General features: G+C 54.5%; 16 protein-coding genes, 2 pseudogenes and 1 other annotated feature. Of the genes and pseudogenes, 8 read left to right on the top strand and 10 right to left on the bottom strand.

From position 1 onward, the window contains the following. The 3 genes and pseudogenes from SPH27_RS05355 to ugd all read left to right on the top strand — a co-directional run. Positions 1-238, top strand: a pseudogene (locus SPH27_RS05355) (phosphomannomutase CpsG); the annotation flags it as partial. Positions 239-405: 167 nt separating this feature from the next. After that, entirely contained in the window at positions 406-1,812 is a 1,407-nt protein-coding gene (gene gndA / locus SPH27_RS05350; protein WP_028013772.1) for an NADP-dependent phosphogluconate dehydrogenase, read from the top strand. A gap of 226 nt (positions 1,813-2,038) precedes the next feature. Beyond that, on the top strand, positions 2,039-3,205 hold the full coding sequence (gene ugd / locus SPH27_RS05345) for a UDP-glucose 6-dehydrogenase (protein ID WP_033145958.1): 1,167 nt from the start codon (positions 2,039-2,041) through the stop codon (positions 3,203-3,205). 52 nt (positions 3,206-3,257) lie between these two features. Here the strand turns inward: ugd and SPH27_RS05340 are convergent, their stop codons facing one another. Continuing rightward, positions 3,258-4,262, bottom strand: coding sequence for an NAD-dependent epimerase (locus SPH27_RS05340; protein WP_182073043.1), 1,005 nt, complete (start codon positions 4,260-4,262; stop codon positions 3,258-3,260). 192 nt (positions 4,263-4,454) lie between these two features. Here SPH27_RS05340 and wzzB point away from each other — a divergent pair. Beyond that, positions 4,455-5,512 (top strand): annotated as a pseudogene (wzzB, locus tag SPH27_RS05335) (LPS O-antigen chain length determinant protein WzzB). 40 nt (positions 5,513-5,552) lie between these two features. Here wzzB and hisIE read toward each other — a convergent pair. The 9 genes from hisIE to hisL all read right to left on the bottom strand — a co-directional run bounded on the left by hisIE (position 5,553) and on the right by hisL (position 12,769). Next, entirely contained in the window at positions 5,553-6,164 is a 612-nt protein-coding gene (hisIE, locus tag SPH27_RS05330) for a bifunctional phosphoribosyl-AMP cyclohydrolase/phosphoribosyl-ATP diphosphatase HisIE (protein ID WP_039263829.1), read from the bottom strand. Further along, positions 6,158-6,934 (bottom strand): imidazole glycerol phosphate synthase subunit HisF, encoded by a 777-nt coding sequence (gene hisF / locus SPH27_RS05325; RefSeq protein WP_039263828.1) that lies wholly within the window; start codon positions 6,932-6,934, stop codon positions 6,158-6,160. The genes hisIE and hisF overlap by 7 nt, the downstream gene beginning before the upstream one ends. Continuing rightward, on the bottom strand, positions 6,916-7,653 hold the full coding sequence (gene hisA / locus SPH27_RS05320) for a 1-(5-phosphoribosyl)-5-[(5-phosphoribosylamino)methylideneamino]imidazole-4-carboxamide isomerase (protein ID WP_033145952.1): 738 nt from the start codon (positions 7,651-7,653) through the stop codon (positions 6,916-6,918). Before hisA ends, hisF begins: the two co-directional genes overlap by 19 nt. Then, a complete protein-coding gene (hisH, locus tag SPH27_RS05315) occupies positions 7,653-8,243 on the bottom strand; it encodes an imidazole glycerol phosphate synthase subunit HisH (RefSeq protein ID WP_032636077.1) in 591 nt (196 codons plus the stop codon). Before hisH ends, hisA begins: the two co-directional genes overlap by 1 nt. Beyond that, on the bottom strand, positions 8,243-9,310 hold the full coding sequence (gene hisB, locus SPH27_RS05310; RefSeq protein ID WP_033145951.1) for a bifunctional histidinol-phosphatase/imidazoleglycerol-phosphate dehydratase HisB: 1,068 nt from the start codon (positions 9,308-9,310) through the stop codon (positions 8,243-8,245). The genes hisH and hisB overlap by 1 nt, the downstream gene beginning before the upstream one ends. After that, positions 9,307-10,368, bottom strand: a complete 1,062-nt coding sequence (gene hisC / locus SPH27_RS05305; RefSeq protein ID WP_182073023.1) for a histidinol-phosphate transaminase — start codon at positions 10,366-10,368, stop codon at positions 9,307-9,309. Before hisC ends, hisB begins: the two co-directional genes overlap by 4 nt. Next, positions 10,365-11,669, bottom strand: coding sequence for a histidinol dehydrogenase (gene hisD, locus SPH27_RS05300; RefSeq protein ID WP_322435612.1), 1,305 nt, complete (start codon positions 11,667-11,669; stop codon positions 10,365-10,367). Before hisD ends, hisC begins: the two co-directional genes overlap by 4 nt. Positions 11,670-11,674: 5 nt before the next feature. Next, positions 11,675-12,574 carry an ATP phosphoribosyltransferase gene (gene hisG / locus SPH27_RS05295; protein ID WP_028018500.1) on the bottom strand — a complete coding sequence of 300 codons (900 nt, stop codon included), beginning with the start codon at positions 12,572-12,574 and terminating at the stop codon, positions 11,675-11,677. A 45-nt stretch (positions 12,575-12,619) separates the two neighbouring features. Further along, positions 12,620-12,743: a sequence feature (His leader region), on the bottom strand. Beyond that, a complete protein-coding gene (gene hisL / locus SPH27_RS05290; protein ID WP_001364200.1) occupies positions 12,719-12,769 on the bottom strand; it encodes a his operon leader peptide in 51 nt (16 codons plus the stop codon). Its footprint overlaps the feature before it by 25 nt. Before the next feature lie 175 nt (positions 12,770-12,944). Between hisL and SPH27_RS05285 the strand changes: the two genes are divergently transcribed. The 4 genes from SPH27_RS05285 to plaP all read left to right on the top strand — a co-directional run bounded on the left by SPH27_RS05285 (position 12,945) and on the right by plaP (position 16,370). Further along, a complete protein-coding gene (locus SPH27_RS05285; RefSeq protein ID WP_039263825.1) occupies positions 12,945-13,769 on the top strand; it encodes an SDR family oxidoreductase in 825 nt (274 codons plus the stop codon). Positions 13,770-13,810: 41 nt separating this feature from the next. Then, positions 13,811-14,740 (top strand): LysR substrate-binding domain-containing protein, encoded by a 930-nt coding sequence (locus SPH27_RS05280; RefSeq protein ID WP_182073025.1) that lies wholly within the window; start codon positions 13,811-13,813, stop codon positions 14,738-14,740. Positions 14,741-14,959: 219 nt separating this feature from the next. Beyond that, positions 14,960-15,022 (top strand): membrane protein YoeI, encoded by a 63-nt coding sequence (gene yoeI, locus SPH27_RS05275; protein ID WP_099458931.1) that lies wholly within the window; start codon positions 14,960-14,962, stop codon positions 15,020-15,022. Next, the gene (gene plaP / locus SPH27_RS05270) at positions 15,012-16,370 is read left to right on the top strand and encodes a putrescine/proton symporter PlaP (RefSeq protein WP_087822838.1); all 1,359 of its coding nucleotides are present in this window, start codon (positions 15,012-15,014) and stop codon (positions 16,368-16,370) included. The genes yoeI and plaP overlap by 11 nt, the downstream gene beginning before the upstream one ends. Positions 16,371-16,418 lie beyond the last annotated feature (48 nt).

The raw sequence follows: 16,418 nt of genomic DNA, 5'->3' as shown, positions 1-16,418 counted from the left end.
GATCAACAGCAAGCTGGCGCAGCCGGCCGAGGCCATTGCCCGCGTGGAGCAGCACTTTGCGATCCACGCGCTGGAAATTGACCGTACGGACGGCATCAGCATGGCGTTCCCGCAGTGGCGCTTTAACCTGCGCTCGTCCAACACCGAGCCGGTGGTGCGCCTGAACGTGGAGTCCCGTGCTGACACGGCGCTGATGGAAGAGAAAACGCAAGAAATTCTGGCTTTGCTCAGGAAGTGAGGGTCTGCCGCCGGCTTATTTCTGGCGGCTTGACTGTACCTGGATTGTGCAATCAGTGTGACATAGATCAGCAAAAGCTATTCATGTCACCTAATACTGAGTTAACATCTCAACCACATTTCAAGCCGCGCATAAGCCGTGGTGACCACACCTGACAGGAGTATGTAATGTCCAAGCAACAGATCGGCGTTGTCGGTATGGCAGTGATGGGGCGCAACCTGGCGCTCAACATCGAAAGCCGTGGTTATACCGTCTCCGTTTTCAACCGCTCCCGTGATAAGACCGAAGAAGTGATTGCCGAGAACCCAGGCAAGAAACTGGTTCCTTTCTATACGGTGAAAGAGTTCGTTGAATCTCTGGAAACGCCTCGTCGTATCCTGTTAATGGTGAAAGCAGGCGCAGGTACCGATGCAGCTATCGACTCCCTGAAGCCTTACCTCGAAAAAGGTGACATCATCATTGATGGCGGTAACACCTTCTTCCAGGACACCATTCGTCGTAACCGTGAGCTGTCTGCTGAAGGCTTTAACTTCATCGGTACCGGTGTATCTGGTGGTGAAGAGGGCGCACTGAAGGGCCCATCCATCATGCCTGGTGGCCAGAAAGAAGCATACGAACTGGTTGCTCCTATTCTGACTAAAATCGCTGCCGTTGCCGAAGATGGCGAGCCGTGTGTGACCTACATCGGTCCGGACGGTGCTGGTCACTATGTCAAAATGGTGCACAACGGCATCGAATACGGCGACATGCAGCTGATTGCTGAGGCTTATTCCCTGCTGAAAGGCGGTCTGAACCTTTCCAATGAAGAACTCGCGGAAACTTTCACCGAGTGGAACAAAGGCGAGCTGAACAGCTATCTGATCGACATCACCAAAGATATCTTCACGAAGAAAGATGAAGAGGGTAAATACCTGGTTGATGTGATTCTGGATGAAGCTGCGAACAAAGGTACCGGTAAATGGACCAGCCAGAGCTCTCTGGATCTGGGCGAACCGCTGTCTCTGATCACCGAATCCGTCTTCGCGCGTTACATCTCTTCCCTGAAAGAGCAGCGCGTCGCGGCATCTAAAGTGCTGTCTGGTCCGCAGGCTAAACCAGCGGGTGATAAAGCCGAATTCGTTGAAAAAGTGCGTCGTGCACTGTACCTGGGTAAAATCGTTTCTTACGCCCAGGGCTTCTCTCAGCTGCGTGCGGCGTCAGACGAGAACAACTGGGATCTGAACTACGGTGAGATCGCGAAGATCTTCCGCGCGGGTTGCATCATTCGTGCGCAGTTCCTGCAGAAAATCACCGATGCCTATGCTGAAAACGCCGGTATCGCCAACCTGCTGCTGGCACCGTACTTCAAGAAAATTGCGGATGAATATCAGCAGGCGCTGCGTGACGTGGTTGCCTACGCTGTCCAGAACGGTATCCCGGTTCCGACCTTCTCTGCTGCAGTAGCCTACTACGACAGCTACCGTGCTGCTGTGCTGCCAGCTAACCTGATTCAGGCACAGCGTGACTACTTCGGTGCGCATACTTACAAACGTACCGATAAAGAAGGCGTGTTCCATACCGAATGGATGGAATAAGTTAACTTACTCGCTGTAATCAAAACCCGGAGCTTGTCTCCGGGTTTTTTTATGCAAAAAGTGTCGCCTGTTATTCGAAGTAGTCTGAATCTCGCTCCGCTCGTAGTGATTACTCCTGGTTTGCCTTGACAGTTCAGTTTGCCAGGAGGTACAAAGCCCAACAGTTATGTTTATCGCGATGGTCTGGCGGCCATCAGTACAGTTAACTCACAGAAGTCATTAGCGAATGAAAATAACAATCTCCGGAACAGGGTATGTCGGTCTTTCTAACGGCATTCTGATTGCCCAGAATCATGAAGTGGTTGCGCTGGATATCGTGCAGGCCAAAGTGGATATGCTCAATCAGAAAAAATCGCCGATTGTGGATAAAGAAATCCAGGACTATCTCAGCAATAAATCGCTGAATTTCCGCGCCACGACAGATAAAGAAGATGCATACCGCGATGCGGATTACGTCATCATTGCGACGCCTACTGACTACGATCCTAAAACTAATTACTTCAACACCTCAACTGTAGAAGCGGTGATTAAAGACGTTATCGCGATCAACCCTGATGCCGTGATGGTCATTAAATCGACCATTCCTGTCGGTTTTACCAAATCCATTAAAGAAAAGTTTGGTATTGATAATATCTTCTTCTCGCCGGAATTCCTGCGTGAGGGCAGAGCGCTTTACGATAACCTCCATCCTTCGCGAATCGTCATTGGCGAACGTTCTGAGCGCGCAGAACGTTTTGCTGCGCTGCTTCAGGAAGGCGCAGTGAAGAAAGATATTCAGGTGCTGTTCACCGACTCCACCGAAGCTGAGGCGATTAAGCTATTCGCGAATACCTACCTGGCAATGCGAGTGGCTTATTTCAATGAGCTGGACAGCTACGCAGAGAGTCTTGGCCTGAATACCCGCCAGATTATTGAAGGTGTGTGTCTCGACCCGCGTATTGGCAACCACTACAACAACCCGTCATTTGGCTACGGCGGCTATTGCCTGCCAAAAGATACTAAACAATTGCTGGCAAACTATCAGGCTGTGCCGAACAACCTCATTTCGGCGATTGTTGACGCTAACCGTACACGTAAAGATTTCATCTCCGATTCCATCCTTGCGCGTCAACCGAAAGTGGTCGGCGTATACCGTCTGATAATGAAGAGTGGCTCCGATAATTTCCGCGCCTCTTCCATTCAGGGGATCATGAAGCGCATTAAGGCGAAAGGGGTTGAGGTTGTAATCTATGAGCCTGCCATGCCGGACGATCAGTTCTTCAATTCCCGGGTGATCCGCGATCTGGATGCCTTTAAGAAAGAAGCCGATGTCATCATTTCAAACCGCATGGCGGAAGAGCTGGCTGACGTGGCGGATAAGGTTTATACCCGCGATCTGTTTGGTAGCGACTGATTCTCTGCGTTATTTTGTAAAAAACCCGGCTGAATTGCCGGGTTTTTTATTTTCAAACCTTGTAGAAATCGCGGTACCAGCCGACGAAGTTCTTCACCCCATCTTTAACCGAGGTTTGCGGTTTAAATCCGATCACCTCATAAAGCGCCTGGGTATCGGCACTGGTTTCCAGAACATCGCCTGGCTGAAGAGGTAGCATGTTTTTCTCTGCTTTTTTACCCAGCGCGTCTTCCAGGGCGGTAATGTAATCCATCAGTTCGACTGGCGAGCTGTTACCGATGTTGTAGACCCGGTAAGGCGCGGAACTGGTTGCCGGGGAGCCGGTCTCAACGGTCCAGTTTGTGTCTGACTGAGGAATAACATCCTGCAGACGAATAATTGCTTCAGCGATGTCATCAATGTACGTGAAGTCGCGCTTCATCTTACCGTAGTTATAGACATCGATGCTTTTGCCTTCAATGATCGCCTTAGTAAACTTAAATAGCGCCATGTCCGGACGTCCCCACGGACCGTACACGGTGAAGAAGCGCAGGCCGGTGGTCGGCAAGTTGTACAGATGCGAATAGGTGTGCGACATCAGCTCATTGGCTTTTTTGGTCGCGGCATAGAGTGAGACCGGGTGATCCACGGAATCGTCAGTGGAGAAGGGCATCTTGCGGTTGAGGCCGTATACGGAGCTGGACGAGGCATAAAGCAGATGCTGCACGTTATTATGGCGGCAGCCTTCCAGCACGTTGAGATGGCCGATAAGGTTGGCATCTGCATACGCGTGAGGGTTTTCAAGAGAGTAGCGTACACCCGCCTGCGCGGCCAGATGAATCACACGATCAAACTTCTCACTGGCGAAAAGCGTGGCCATATCTTCCCGGTCAGCTAATTCCAGCTTGTGGAAGGTGAAACTCTCAGATTTTAACAGTTCCAGGCGCGCCAGCTTCAGGTTGACATCGTAGTATTCATTGAGGTTATCGATACCAACAACCTGATGACCAGCCTCAAGGAGGCGTTTACTGACATTCGCACCGATAAAACCTGCAGCGCCCGTGACTAAAAATTTCATAGCTTCCCTCATAAACCCTATTCTATAGATGCCGTAACGCATCACATGGCGTCTATGATAGCGCGAAGGGTGTAAGTTACATAACCCATCTTTCCGATATTACTCATCGGATTCTTATAGAAAAATCGCCAGTAATGGATAAACTATACAAACAAAATTATGTTTGCCCTTTTTTTATCAGTTAGGGATTGTATGACGCAAAATAACAATAGCCAGGTCAGCCGAGGCAATGACCCGGAACAAATTGATTTACTTGATTTAATGCTGCAGCTGTGGCGTGGGAAGTGGGTGATAGCCGCCTTTGTTGTTGTTTGTATCGCCCTGGCAATTGGATATTTATCCGTTGCTAAAGAAAAGTGGACCTCTAGTGCAATCATTGCACAACCTGACGCAGCTCAGATTGCCACCTATTCTAATGCGTTGAATATTCTGTACGGTACCGCCGCACCTACAATGACTGACAACCAAACGCGCGCTATCGGCCGTTTTAGCGCCTCATTCTCGGCATTGTCACAGGCGCTTGAAAATCAGGCTGAGCCTGAAAAACTGACGATTGAGCCCAAGGTTAAAGATCAGCCGCTCCCGTTAATTGTATCGTATACCAGTTCATCGGCAGAAGCCGCGCAAAAGCAGCTAGCGCAGTACATTCAGCAGGTTGATAAGCAAACGGCTAAAGAACTCGCCGCTGACCTTAATGACAATATTAAGGAGCAGATAAAGACCCTGAACGATTCTCTGAAAAACCAGGAGAAGGTCGCTCAGGAGCAAAAAGATCTGCGTATCAAACAGATTGCTGAGGCACTGAAGAACGCTGAAGCGGCGAAAATTACCTCGCCTCAGTTGCAGCAAACCCAGGAAGTGACTCAGGAAACGATGTTCCTGCTGGGAAGTGAGGGGCTGAAATCAATGATTGACAACGAAGCTTCTCTCCCTTTGGTCTTCCCAAGAGCATATTATCAGACCAAACGAAATCTGCTGGACATCCAGAATCTCAATGTAAACCCGGATACAATCCACGTTTACCGTTATGTCATGAAGCCGGAACTCCCTGTGCGTCGTGACAGCCCGAAAAAAGCAATTACTCTTATTCTTGCTGTACTGNTTATGTCATGAAGCCGGAACTCCCTGTGCGTCGTGACAGCCCGAAAAAAGCAATTACTCTTATTCTTGCTGTACTGCTGGGCGGGTTGCTTGGTTCCGGTTTTGTGCTTGGCCGCAACGCATTGCGCAACTACAAACCAAAAATCTGATTTGCAGATTAAAAAAAACCGGGGATATTCCCCGGTTTTTTTATTTGTGACGTTTGCGAAGATTTTCAATCACCGCCGTCAAATCCAGCTCCTGATCCTGCAGCAGCACCAGCAGGTGATACATCAAATCAGACGCTTCATTCGTCAGCTCCTCGCGGTCATGCACCGTCGCCGCCAGCGCGGTCTCAACGCCTTCTTCTCCCACCTTCTGTGCGATGCGCTTGGTTCCGCTGGCGTACAGTTTCGCGGTATAGGAACTCTCGGGATCCGCCGTTTTACGCTCTGCCAGCAGCTGTTCCAGTTGATACAGGAACAACCACTGGTGGCTCGCCTCGCCAAAGCAGCTGCTGGTGCCCTTATGGCAGGTTGGGCCGATTGGGTTTGCCAGCACCAGCAGGGTGTCGTTATCGCAGTCAGGCGTTATGCTCACTGCATTCAGGAAATGACCCGAGGTCTCGCCTTTGGTCCACAGGCGCTGTTTCGTACGCGAGTAGAAGGTCACTTTGCCGCTGTCGATTGTTTTCGCCAGCGCGTCCTGGTTCATATACCCCAGCATCAACACTTCGCCTGAGACGGCATGCTGGACAACCACCGGCAGTAACCCGTCCGTTTTTTCCCAGTCCAGCTGCGCCTGTTGTTGCTCTGTTAACATACCCTGATCTCCACGCCCTGGTCGGCCAGGTACGTTTTTAACTCACCAATATTAATAATCTGTTTGTGGAACACGGATGCGGCCAGCGCGCCGTCCACGTTCGTATCGCGGAAGGCTTCAAGAAAGTGTTCCATGGTGCCCGCGCCGCCGGAGGCAATCAGCGGAACGTGGCAGACCGCACGGACTTTTTTCAGCTGCTCAAGGTCATATCCGTTACGTACGCCGTCCTGGTTCATCATGTTGAGGACAATCTCGCCCGCGCCACGCTTCTGCACTTCCTGCACCCAGTCGAGCGTTTCCCACTGCGTCACGCGCGTACGGCTTTCATCCCCGGTGTACTGGTTTACGTGGTACTTGCCCGTTGCGGCGTCATACCAGGTGTCGATCCCAACCACAATACACTGCACGCCAAAACGATCGGCGAGGCGGGTGATCAGCTCCGGGTCGGCCAGGGCAGGGGAGTTAATCGAAATCTTGTCGGCGCCAAACGAGAGAATTTTGGCCGCGTCGTCAGCGGACTTAATCCCACCCGCCACGCAGAACGGAATGTCGATCACTTCCGCCACGCGTGCCACCCAGCTTTTATCGACCACTCGGCCATCGCTGGAGGCGGTGATGTCGTAAAAGACCAGCTCGTCGGCGCCTTCATCGGCATAGCGTTTTGCCAGCGGGACGATGTCTCCAATGATCTCGTGGTTGCGGAACTGCACGCCTTTCACGACCTGACCATCGCGTACGTCCAGGCAGGGGATTATCCGTTTTGCCAGCATTGAATCGCCTCCGTCACAGTAAATTTACCTTCCAGCAGGGCCCGACCCACAATCACACCCTTCACACCGGTACCGCGCAGCGCGGCCACGTCACCGATATCACCGATACCGCCCGAAGACTGGAACGCCACCTGCGGATAACGCGCACAGACCTCTTCATACAGCGAGACGTTAGAGCCCGCCAGCGTCCCGTCGCGTGAGATGTCCGTACACAACACGTGCTTCAGGCCAACGGGCAGGTAGATATCGACCAGCTCTTCCAGCGTCACACCGGAGTTTTCCTGCCAGCCGCTAACGGCCACCTGCTTATTCCCCTGTTCGTCAATACGCACGTCCAGCGCCAGCACCAGGGCATCGGCACCAAAGCGGCGGAACCAGCCTTTCACGGTCTCAGGATCTTTCACGGCGGTTGAGCCCACCACCACGCGGGCCACGCCAGCGTCCAGCAGCGCCGCGACGTCATCTTCCGTACGCACGCCGCCGCCGACCTGGACGGGCACATCAACGCCCGCAACCAGTTGTTTTAGCAGTGGGATCTGGCGCTTCGCCGGATCTTTCGCGCCCGTCAAATCCACCAGGTGCAGTACCTGCGCACCCTGGGCGGCATAATCCTGCAGACGCGGCAGCGGGTCGTTTCCGTAGTCGCGCTGCTGGCCGTAATCGCCCTGATGCAGACGGACAACCGTACCGTCAATTAAATCTAACGCGGGAATAATCATCACATCTCCAGGAAGTTTTTCAGCAGCTGCGCGCCCGCGGCGCCAGAGCGCTCCGGGTGAAACTGTACGCCGAAGAAGTTGTCTTTCTGTACGGCCGCCGTAAACGCCTCGCCGTAGGTGCACTGGGCGATCGTATTCACGTTCACCGGCATGGCGTAGCTGTGGACGAAGTAAAAATACGCGCCGTCTTCGATGCCGCGAAACAGCCGGTCGCCCGCTTTGGCGTAAACGCGGTTCCAGCCCATATGCGGCAGAGGCAGGCCGCGATCGGTCATTTTCGGCACGTCTTCATCAATAATGCCCAGCAGGTCAACGCCGTTGCTCTCTTCGCTGCGGCGGCCCAGGATCTGCATGCCCAGACAAATACCCAGTACCGGTTGGGTACAGGCTTTGATCAGGTCGACCAGCTCGCGTTCGCGAATCTGATCCATCGCCGCCTGCGCGGTGCCCACGCCCGGTAAAAAGAGTTTGTCGGCGCGCAGCACCACGTCCGGGTCACGGCTTACCACCGGCTCATAGCCGTGGCGCGCAATGGCCGATTTCACGGAGTTCAGGTTGGCGCATCCGGTATCCAGAATGACCACGTTCATTACAGCACTCCTTTCGATGAAGGTAGGGCGTCACCTTCCACGCGAATTGCCTGGCGCAGGGTACGGCCAAAGGCTTTAAAGAGACTCTCCACGCGGTGGTGGTCGTTCTTGCCCTTGGTCTTCAGGTGCAGCGTCAGGCCCATGGTGTAGGACAAGGAGCGGAAGAAGTGCTCCACCATTTCGGTGCTCAGATCGCCCACGCGCTGGTAGGTGAAATCAGCTTTGTATTCCAGGTGCGGACGGCCGGAGATGTCCATCGCGCAGCGCGCCAGACACTCGTCCATCGGCAGGACAAAGCCGAAACGGTTAATGCCGCGCTTGTCGCCGAGCGCCAGCTTCAGAGCTTCACCCAGCGCCAGGCCGGTATCTTCCACGGTGTGGTGATCGTCTATGTAGAGATCGCCTTTTACCGTAATTTCCATGCGGAAACCGCCGTGGGTGGCAATCTGGTCCAGCATGTGATCGAAGAAACCGACGCCGGTGTGGATCTTGCTGCCGCCTTCACGGTCCAGCCAGACCTTCACATCAATCTGCGTCTCTTTGGTGTTGCGCTCTACGTGGGAATAGCGGTCGCGTTTTGTGAGCTGCTCACCAATCTTCGCCCAGTTCAGGTTGTTGCGGTCGTAGCGCAGCCCCGCGATGCCCATATTTTCCGCCAGAGTAATATCGGTGATGCGATCGCCGATGACATAGCTGTTGGTTTTATCCAGCGCATCCTCAGCCAGGTAGCGCTCTACCAGCTTCACCTTTGGCTTACGGCAGTCGCACTCGTCGGCCGGCATGTGCGGGCAAATCAGCACTTCATCAAATACCACGCCCTGAGAGGTCAGCACCTGCATCATCAGATTATGCGGGCCGTCAAAGTCCGCCTGCGGGAAGCTGTCGGTACCCAGACCATCCTGGTTGGTGATCATCACCAGCCTGTATCCGGCTTTTTGCAGCTTAAGCAGCACCGGGATCACGTCCGGTTCAAAAGCCAGCTTGTCGAATCGGTCGACCTGAAAATCGGCTGGTGGCTCCGAAATAAGGGTGCCGTCACGATCGATGAAAAGGATCTTCTGGGTCATACTTTCTCCGCTTTCAGGGCGTCAATCACGCGCTGGCTCTCTGCATGGGTGCCTACGGTAATGCGCAGGCAGCCGCTCAGAGAAGGTTGTTTATTCTGGTCTCGTAAGATAATGCCCTGATCCCATAAAGATTTAAATACGGTACTCGATGCGGTGAAGCGCACCAGGATGTAGTTAGTTTCCGAGTCGAATACCTGCTCCACGCAAGGGATATCCTTCAGGGCGGTCACCAGATACTGACGTTCCTCCAGAATTTGCGCCACGCGCTCGCGCATCGCGTTGATCCCCTGAGGCGTTAGCGCCTGTGCCGCAATATCGGCAACCGGCGTTGAGAGCGGGTACGGGGCGATCACTTTCAGCAGCAGGTCGATGACCTCTTTATTCGCCAGCGTAAAGCCGCAGCGCAGACCCGCAAGGGCAAAGGCTTTCGACAGCGTGCGCAGCACCACCAGGTGCGGATACTCTTCCAGCCAGCCTGCCAGCGTCGCCTGTGGGCAGAACTCGATGTAGGCTTCGTCGGCAACCACCAGCGCTTTACCGCGCGTCATCTCCAGCAGGGTGCGGATATCCTGCGGGTTGATAATCTGTCCGGTCGGATTGTTCGGGCTACAGACGAACACCACTTTTACCCCATCGAGATTGTCGGCGATCCCCTGAAGATCCAGCTGCCAGTTCTCCAGCGCCTGCACGTTGCGACACGCTACGCCGAAGGTTTCCGCGCTGACGCTGTACATGCCGTAGGTAGGCTGGCAGTACATCACCGCATCTTTGCCCGGCTCGCAGAAGGCGCGAATCAGCAGTTCAATGCCCTCATCCGCGCCGCGGCTGACTAGCACCTGCTCCGGCTTCACGCCCGCGTACTGCGCGTAGTTTTCAATCACCGCTTTCGGCTGACATTCCGGATAGCGGTTCAGCGTTTGCTGCGACAGTTCGAACTGCACCGCCGTCGGGAATTCGTTGGCGTTCAGCCAGACATCCCCTTTACCGCCCAGACGACGCGCCGACTGATAAGGCGTCAGGCGACGGACATTTTCGCGGGCTAACTCTTCAATGTTCATGCTTGCTCCTTCAGGGCTGCAACGCGCAGCGTAACGGCATTTTTGTGGGCGGTCAGCCGCTCGGCGGCGGCCAGGATTTCAATAGTAGACGCCAGTGACACAAACCCTTCGCGGGAAAGCTCCTGCACGGTCATGCGTTTCTGGAAATCCGCCAGGCCCAGGCTCGAACAGGTAGAGGTGTAGCCATACGTGGGCAGCACGTGGTTGGTGCCGGAGGCGTAATCGCCCGCGGACTCCGGTGACCAGTCGCCGAGGAACACCGAGCCCGCGCTGGTAATGCTGTCAACCAGATCGCGCGCGTTGCGGGTCTGAATGATCAGGTGTTCCGGACCGTACTGGTTGGAGATGGTAATACACTGGTCCAGGTCGCGCGCCACAATCAGGCGGCTGGCCGCTAGCGCCTGACGTGCCGTGTCGGCGCGGGGCAGGTCGGCAAGCTGGCGTTCAACGGCTTTGCCCACGCGTTTCGCCATATCGGCATCCGGCGTCAGCAGGATGACCTGCGAGTCCGGGCCGTGTTCCGCCTGAGAAAGCAGGTCGGAGGCCACGAAGTCCGGCGTTGCGCCGCTGTCGGCAATCACCAGCACCTCAGACGGGCCGGCAGGCATATCGATGGCCGCGCCGTCCAGACGCTGGCTGACCTGGCGCTTGGCTTCGGTCACGTACGCATTGCCCGGGCCAAAAATTTTGTCGACCTTCGGAATGGATTCCGTGCCGAACGCCAGGGCCGAAATCGCCTGCGCGCCGCCCACGTTATAGACCGCCTGCACGCCGCAGAGCTTCGCCGCGTAGAGGATCTCGTCGGCAATCGGTGGCGGCGAGCACAGCACCACTTTCTGACACCCGGCAATCCGCGCGGGAGTCGCCAGCATCAGTACGGTGGAGAAAAGCGGCGCAGAGCCGCCGGGAATATAGAGGCCGACGGACGCAACCGGGCGGGTTACCTGCTGGCAACGCACGCCGGGCAGGGTTTCGACATCTACGGTCTGCAGCTTCTGCGCGGTGTGGAAGGTATCAATGTTTTTCACCGCAACAGCCATTGCCTGCTTGATGTCGTCACCCAGACGATTGCTGGCATCAATGATTTCCTGCTCGGTAACCTGTAATACGCCGACTTCCGTCTTGTCAAACTTCGCGCTGTATTCACGCAGCGCGTCATCGCCACGGGCTTTGACGTTATCCAGGATCTCCGCCACGGTGCGCGAGATGCTCTCAGAGGCGGAAATCGCCGGGCGCATCAGCAGCTCGCGCTGCTGTGCGTCGCTACAGGTATTCCAGTCGATGATTGTGTTAAAGCTCATGGCCATTACTCCATCATCTTCTCAATAGGCAGCACCAGGATGGAGCTTGCGCCCAGCGCCTTCAGTTTTTCCATGGTTTCCCAGAACAGGGTTTCGCTGCTCACCATGTGCATCGCCACGCGCTGCTGATCGCCCGCCAGCGGCAGGATGGTTGGACGCTCAGCGCCCGGCAGCAGGGCAATCACTTCATCCAGACGCTCGGTTGGGGCGTGCATCATGATGTATTTGGACTCACGCGCCTGAATCACGCCCTGAATGCGGGTCAGCAGCTTGTCGATCAGCTGCTGCTTGGCGTCGGCCATGTCGCCGTCGCGCTGAATCAGGCACGCTTTAGAGCGGTAGATCACTTCCACTTCGCGCAGACCGTTGGCTTCCAGCGTCGCGCCGGTAGAGACGAGATCGCAGATGGCGTCCGCCAAACCCGCACGCGGCGCCACTTCAACAGAGCCGTTCAGCAGGCAGGATTTAAACTGCACGCCTTTCTGGTCGAGATAACGCTTTAACAGGTGAGGGTAAGAGGTGGCGATACGTTTGCCGTTCAGCGCGGCCGGGCCGTCCCACGCTTCGTCAACCGGCGTAGCCAGCGACAGGCGGCAGCCGCCGAAGTCCAGACGACGCAGGGTAAAGTAACGCGGATCTTCGCCCTGAGCGCGGCGGGTCAGCAGCTCTTCTTCCAGCACGTTTTCCCCGATAATGCCGAGGTCAACGACGCCATCCATGACCAGGCCGGGAATATCGTCATCACGCACGCGCAGAATGTCGATGGGCATGTTTTCAGCCAGAGCAATCAGGCGCTGGGTGTGCAGGTTAATTTTAATCCCGCAGCGGGCCAGCAGTTCGCGTGAGTCGTCGCTCAAACGGCCTGATTTTTGAATAGCTATGCGTAAGCGTGAGTTATCTAACATTCTTTATTCCTCGTTAACCTGTTTTAACCTGTCTGAATTCGGTCCAAAAAAAAGCCCCCGGAAGAAGATCTTCCGGGGGCTTTTTCATGCGTTCATGCACCACTGGAAGATCCAAACGTCTTCCAGCACACATCGCCTGAAAGACTAGTCAGGATGATGGTGATGATGGTGGTGTTTAAATTGAACGCGTGTCATGTAAATTCTCGATGAATGCTTATTCATTTGATGTCTTTTAACCTAAACCAGTTGTACGACATATTGCAAGGGCTTTTTTTGATCATTAATTCATTTCATATTGATGCTATGAATTGTGTGTTCTGCCGGGCTGGCGTAGCCTTATAAAAGACGAGTGAGAGTCAGGAGAATTCGCATGAAAAAGGTCGCGATTGTCGGTTTAGGATGGCTGGGAATGCCGCTGGCGATGTCATTAGCCGCGAAAGGCTGGCAGGTGACCGGGAGCAAAACCACGGCGGATGGGGTAGAGGCAGCGCGCATGTGCGGTATTGATGGCGTTGAGCTGCGCCTTGAACCGGAGCTGGTGTGTGATGCTGACGATCTGGACACGCTGATGAACGTCGATGCGCTGGTGATCACGCTCCCCGCGCGGCGCAGTGGCCCGGGCGAGTCGTTTTATCTGCAGGCGATGCAGGAGATCGTCGACAGCGCGCTGGCGCACCATGTTCCGCGCATCATTTTTACCAGCTCGACGTCGGTGTATGGCGAAGTTGAGGGCGTGGTGAAAGAGAGTTCCGAGCGCCGTCCCGTGACGGCGAGCGGTCAGGTTCTGAAAGAGCTGGAAGACTGGCTGCATAATCTTCCCGGCACGCAGGTCGATATTGTCCGTCTGGCGGGGCTGGTGGGCCCTGGCCGCCATCCGGGACGCTTTTTTGCCGGTAAGTCTGCGCCAGACGGCCAGCATGTCGTCAATCTTGTTCATCTTGACGATGTTGTTGCTGCGATTGAGCTACTCTTACAGGCTCCGAAAGGTGGACACATCTATAATATATGTGCACCTTCTCATCCGGCACGCAGCACGTTTTACCCGCTGATGGCACGTCAGCTGGGCCTGGCTCCGCCGGTTTTTGGTGAGGCAAAGGATGACAGCAAAGGCAAAGTTGTTGATGGCAATCGCATTTGTCATGAGCTGGGGTTTGAGTATCAGTATCCCGATCCGCTGGTGATGCCCATGGAATAAGACCCGCAGCGGAGACGATCGCGCACCAGAAGGGGGCGAGCATGAAACCGCTGCTGGATGTTCTTATTATTCTCGATGCCCTTGAAAAAGAGGGGAGCTTTGCCGCTGCGTCAGCAAAGCTCTACAAAACCCCATCTGCGTTGAGCTATACCGTTCAAAAACTGGAAAGCGACCTCAATATCCAGATCCTCGATCGCTCCGGGCACCGCGCACGTTTCACCCGTACCGGACAGATGCTGCTGGAAAAAGGCCGTGAAGTCCTCCATACCGTTCGTGAACTCGAAAAACAGGCCGTAAAACTTCATCAGGGTTGGGAAAACGAGCTGGTTATTGGCGTGGATGATACTTTTCCGTTTTCTCTCCTGACGCCGCTGATTGAAGCCTTCTATCAACACCACAGCGTGACCCGGCTTATCTTTATCAATGGCGTGCTGGGTGGCTCCTGGGATGCCTTAACGCAGGGCAGGGCGGATATCTTTGTCGGTGCACTCCATGAGCCTCCCCAGCTGAGTGATTTTGGTTTTGCCCGGCTGGGCGTGCTGGAGCAGGTATTTGCCGTGGCGCCCCATCACCCGCTGGCTCAGGAACCCGAGCCGCTTAACCGTCGCGTGATTAAAGGCTATCGCGCCATCGTGGTCGGGGACAGCTCTCGTCCGGAATGCTCGGTCTCCTCACAGCTGCTTGATGAGCAGGAGGCCATTACCGTTTTCGACTTTAAAACCAAGCTGGAACTGCAAATAAGCGGCCTGGGCTGCGGCTATTTACCGCGCTATCTGGCGCAGCGGTTTATTGACAGCGGCGCGCTTGTTGAAAAACAGGTACTTGCTCAAAGCAGTAATGAATCGGTGTGGGTAGGCTGGAATGAACAAACTGCCGGGCTTGCAAGCGCCTGGTGGCGAGACGAGATTTTAGCAAATAGTGCTATCGCCGCCGTTTACTCTCGGCCCGACGTCCAGAAATCAGCCAGTTAGTAAAAAGAAAATTGTCCCATGCTTTGCAAAGTATTGCCTTTTGTATCCGATGTGGGGCAAAATGCGGCCGCTGCAACCAAATGAATAATCGACGATATAAAAGGCGTCGGTTATTTTTTTTTGCATGTACGAAACGAAACTAAAAACCAAGAGGCCGGGCTTCGTACCGGATAGATATTTACTAAAATCCGACAGTTGTTGTCGCTGAGGAAGAAAGAAATGGGGCAATTTTTCGCTTACGTGGCGGTTATCACCGTAAAGGAGAATAACTATGTCGCATAACGCAACTCCAAACACCTCTCGCGTGGAATTACGTAAAACGCTTACGTTGATTCCGGTTGTTATGATGGGCCTTGCCTATATGCAACCGATGACGCTGTTCGATACATTCGGTATCGTATCAGGCCTCACAGACGGTCATGTGCCGACGGCTTATGGCTTCGCGCTGATTGCGATCCTCTTTACTGCGCTGAGCTACGGTAAACTGGTGCGTCGCTATCCGTCTGCTGGTTCCGCCTACACCTATGCCCAGAAATCCATCAGCCCGACAGTTGGCTTTATGGTGGGCTGGTCTTCGCTGCTCGACTACCTGTTCGCGCCGATGATCAACATTCTGCTGGCAAAAATTTATTTTGAAGCGCTGGTGCCGTCGATTCCATCCTGGATGTTCGTCGTGGCGCTGGTGGCCTTTATGACCGCTTTTAACCTGCGCAGCATTAAGTCCGTTGCCAACTTTAACTCCGTTATCGTTGTGCTTCAGGTTGTCCTGATTGCCGTTATTCTTGGCATGGTGATTTACGGTGTGTTCCACGGCGAAGGCGCCGGCACTCTGGCGAGCAGCAAGCCGTTCTGGTCTGGTGATGCCCATGTGATCCCGATGATTACCGGGGCAACCATTCTGTGCTTCTCCTTTACCGGTTTTGACGGCATTAGCAACCTGTCTGAAGAAACGAAAGACGCAGAGCGCGTGATCCCTCGCGCCATCTTCCTGACGGCGCTGATTGGCGGTCTGATCTTTATTTTTTCGACCTATTTCCTGCAGCTGTACTTCCCGGATATCTCTCGCTTTAAGGATCCGGATGCATCTCAGCCGGAAATCATGCTCTATGTGGCGGGTAAAGCGTTCCAGGTTGGCGCGCTGATCTTCTCCACCATTACCGTACTGGCATCCGGTATGGCCGCGCATGCAGGCGTTGCGCGTCTGATGTACGTGATGGGCCGCGATGGCGTATTCCCGAAAAGCTTCTTCGGCTACGTTCATCCAACCTGGCGTACCCCGGCGATGAACATCATCCTGGTCGGTGCGATCGCGCTTCTGGCGATTAACTTTGACCTGGTGATGGCAACGGCGCTGATTAACTTTGGTGCGCTGGTGGCGTTTACCTTTGTTAACCTGTCGGTTATCTCTCAGTTCTGGATCCGTGAAAAGCGTAACAAAACGCTGAAAGATCACTTCCAGTATCTGTTCCTGCCGATGTGCGGTGCCCTGACCGTGGGCGCGCTGTGGGTTAACCTGGAAGAGAGCTCGATGGTGCTTGGCCTGATTTGGGCGGGTATCGGCCTGATTTACCTGGCCTGCGTCACGAAGAGCTTCCGTAACCCGGTTCCTCAGTACGAAGACATCGCGTAATGACTCGCCGGGTGGCGCTAGCGCTTGCCCGGCCTACAAAACGACACA

The sequence above is a fragment of the Enterobacter sp. A103 genome, from assembly GCF_034427535.1.
Lineage (GTDB): Bacteria > Pseudomonadota > Gammaproteobacteria > Enterobacterales > Enterobacteriaceae > Enterobacter > Enterobacter asburiae_B.
This window is presented reverse-complemented; position numbering and strand designations above follow the sequence as displayed.

What these genes read in the sequence shown, in the direction of transcription:
- gndA (WP_028013772.1), top strand. Translation starts at nt 406, where the DNA reads ATGTCCAAGCAACAGATCGGCGTTGTCGGTATGGCAGTGATGGGGCGC.
- ugd (WP_033145958.1), top strand. Translation starts at nt 2,039, where the DNA reads ATGAAAATAACAATCTCCGGAACAGGGTATGTCGGTCTTTCTAACGGC.
- SPH27_RS05340 (WP_182073043.1), bottom strand. Translation starts at nt 4,262, where the DNA reads ATGAAATTTTTAGTCACGGGCGCTGCAGGTTTTATCGGTGCGAATGTC.
- hisIE (WP_039263829.1), bottom strand. Translation starts at nt 6,164, where the DNA reads ATGTTAACAGAGCAACAACAGGCGCAGCTGGACTGGGAAAAAACGGAC.
- hisF (WP_039263828.1), bottom strand. Translation starts at nt 6,934, where the DNA reads ATGCTGGCAAAACGGATAATCCCCTGCCTGGACGTACGCGATGGTCAG.
- hisA (WP_033145952.1), bottom strand. Translation starts at nt 7,653, where the DNA reads ATGATTATTCCCGCGTTAGATTTAATTGACGGTACGGTTGTCCGTCTG.
- hisH (WP_032636077.1), bottom strand. Translation starts at nt 8,243, where the DNA reads ATGAACGTGGTCATTCTGGATACCGGATGCGCCAACCTGAACTCCGTG.
- hisB (WP_033145951.1), bottom strand. Translation starts at nt 9,310, where the DNA reads ATGACCCAGAAGATCCTTTTCATCGATCGTGACGGCACCCTTATTTCG.
- hisC (WP_182073023.1), bottom strand. Translation starts at nt 10,368, where the DNA reads ATGAACATTGAAGAGTTAGCCCGCGAAAATGTCCGTCGCCTGACGCCT.
- hisD (WP_322435612.1), bottom strand. Translation starts at nt 11,669, where the DNA reads ATGAGCTTTAACACAATCATCGACTGGAATACCTGTAGCGACGCACAG.
- hisG (WP_028018500.1), bottom strand. Translation starts at nt 12,574, where the DNA reads ATGTTAGATAACTCACGCTTACGCATAGCTATTCAAAAATCAGGCCGT.
- SPH27_RS05285 (WP_039263825.1), top strand. Translation starts at nt 12,945, where the DNA reads ATGAAAAAGGTCGCGATTGTCGGTTTAGGATGGCTGGGAATGCCGCTG.
- SPH27_RS05280 (WP_182073025.1), top strand. Translation starts at nt 13,811, where the DNA reads ATGAAACCGCTGCTGGATGTTCTTATTATTCTCGATGCCCTTGAAAAA.
- plaP (WP_087822838.1), top strand. Translation starts at nt 15,012, where the DNA reads ATGTCGCATAACGCAACTCCAAACACCTCTCGCGTGGAATTACGTAAA.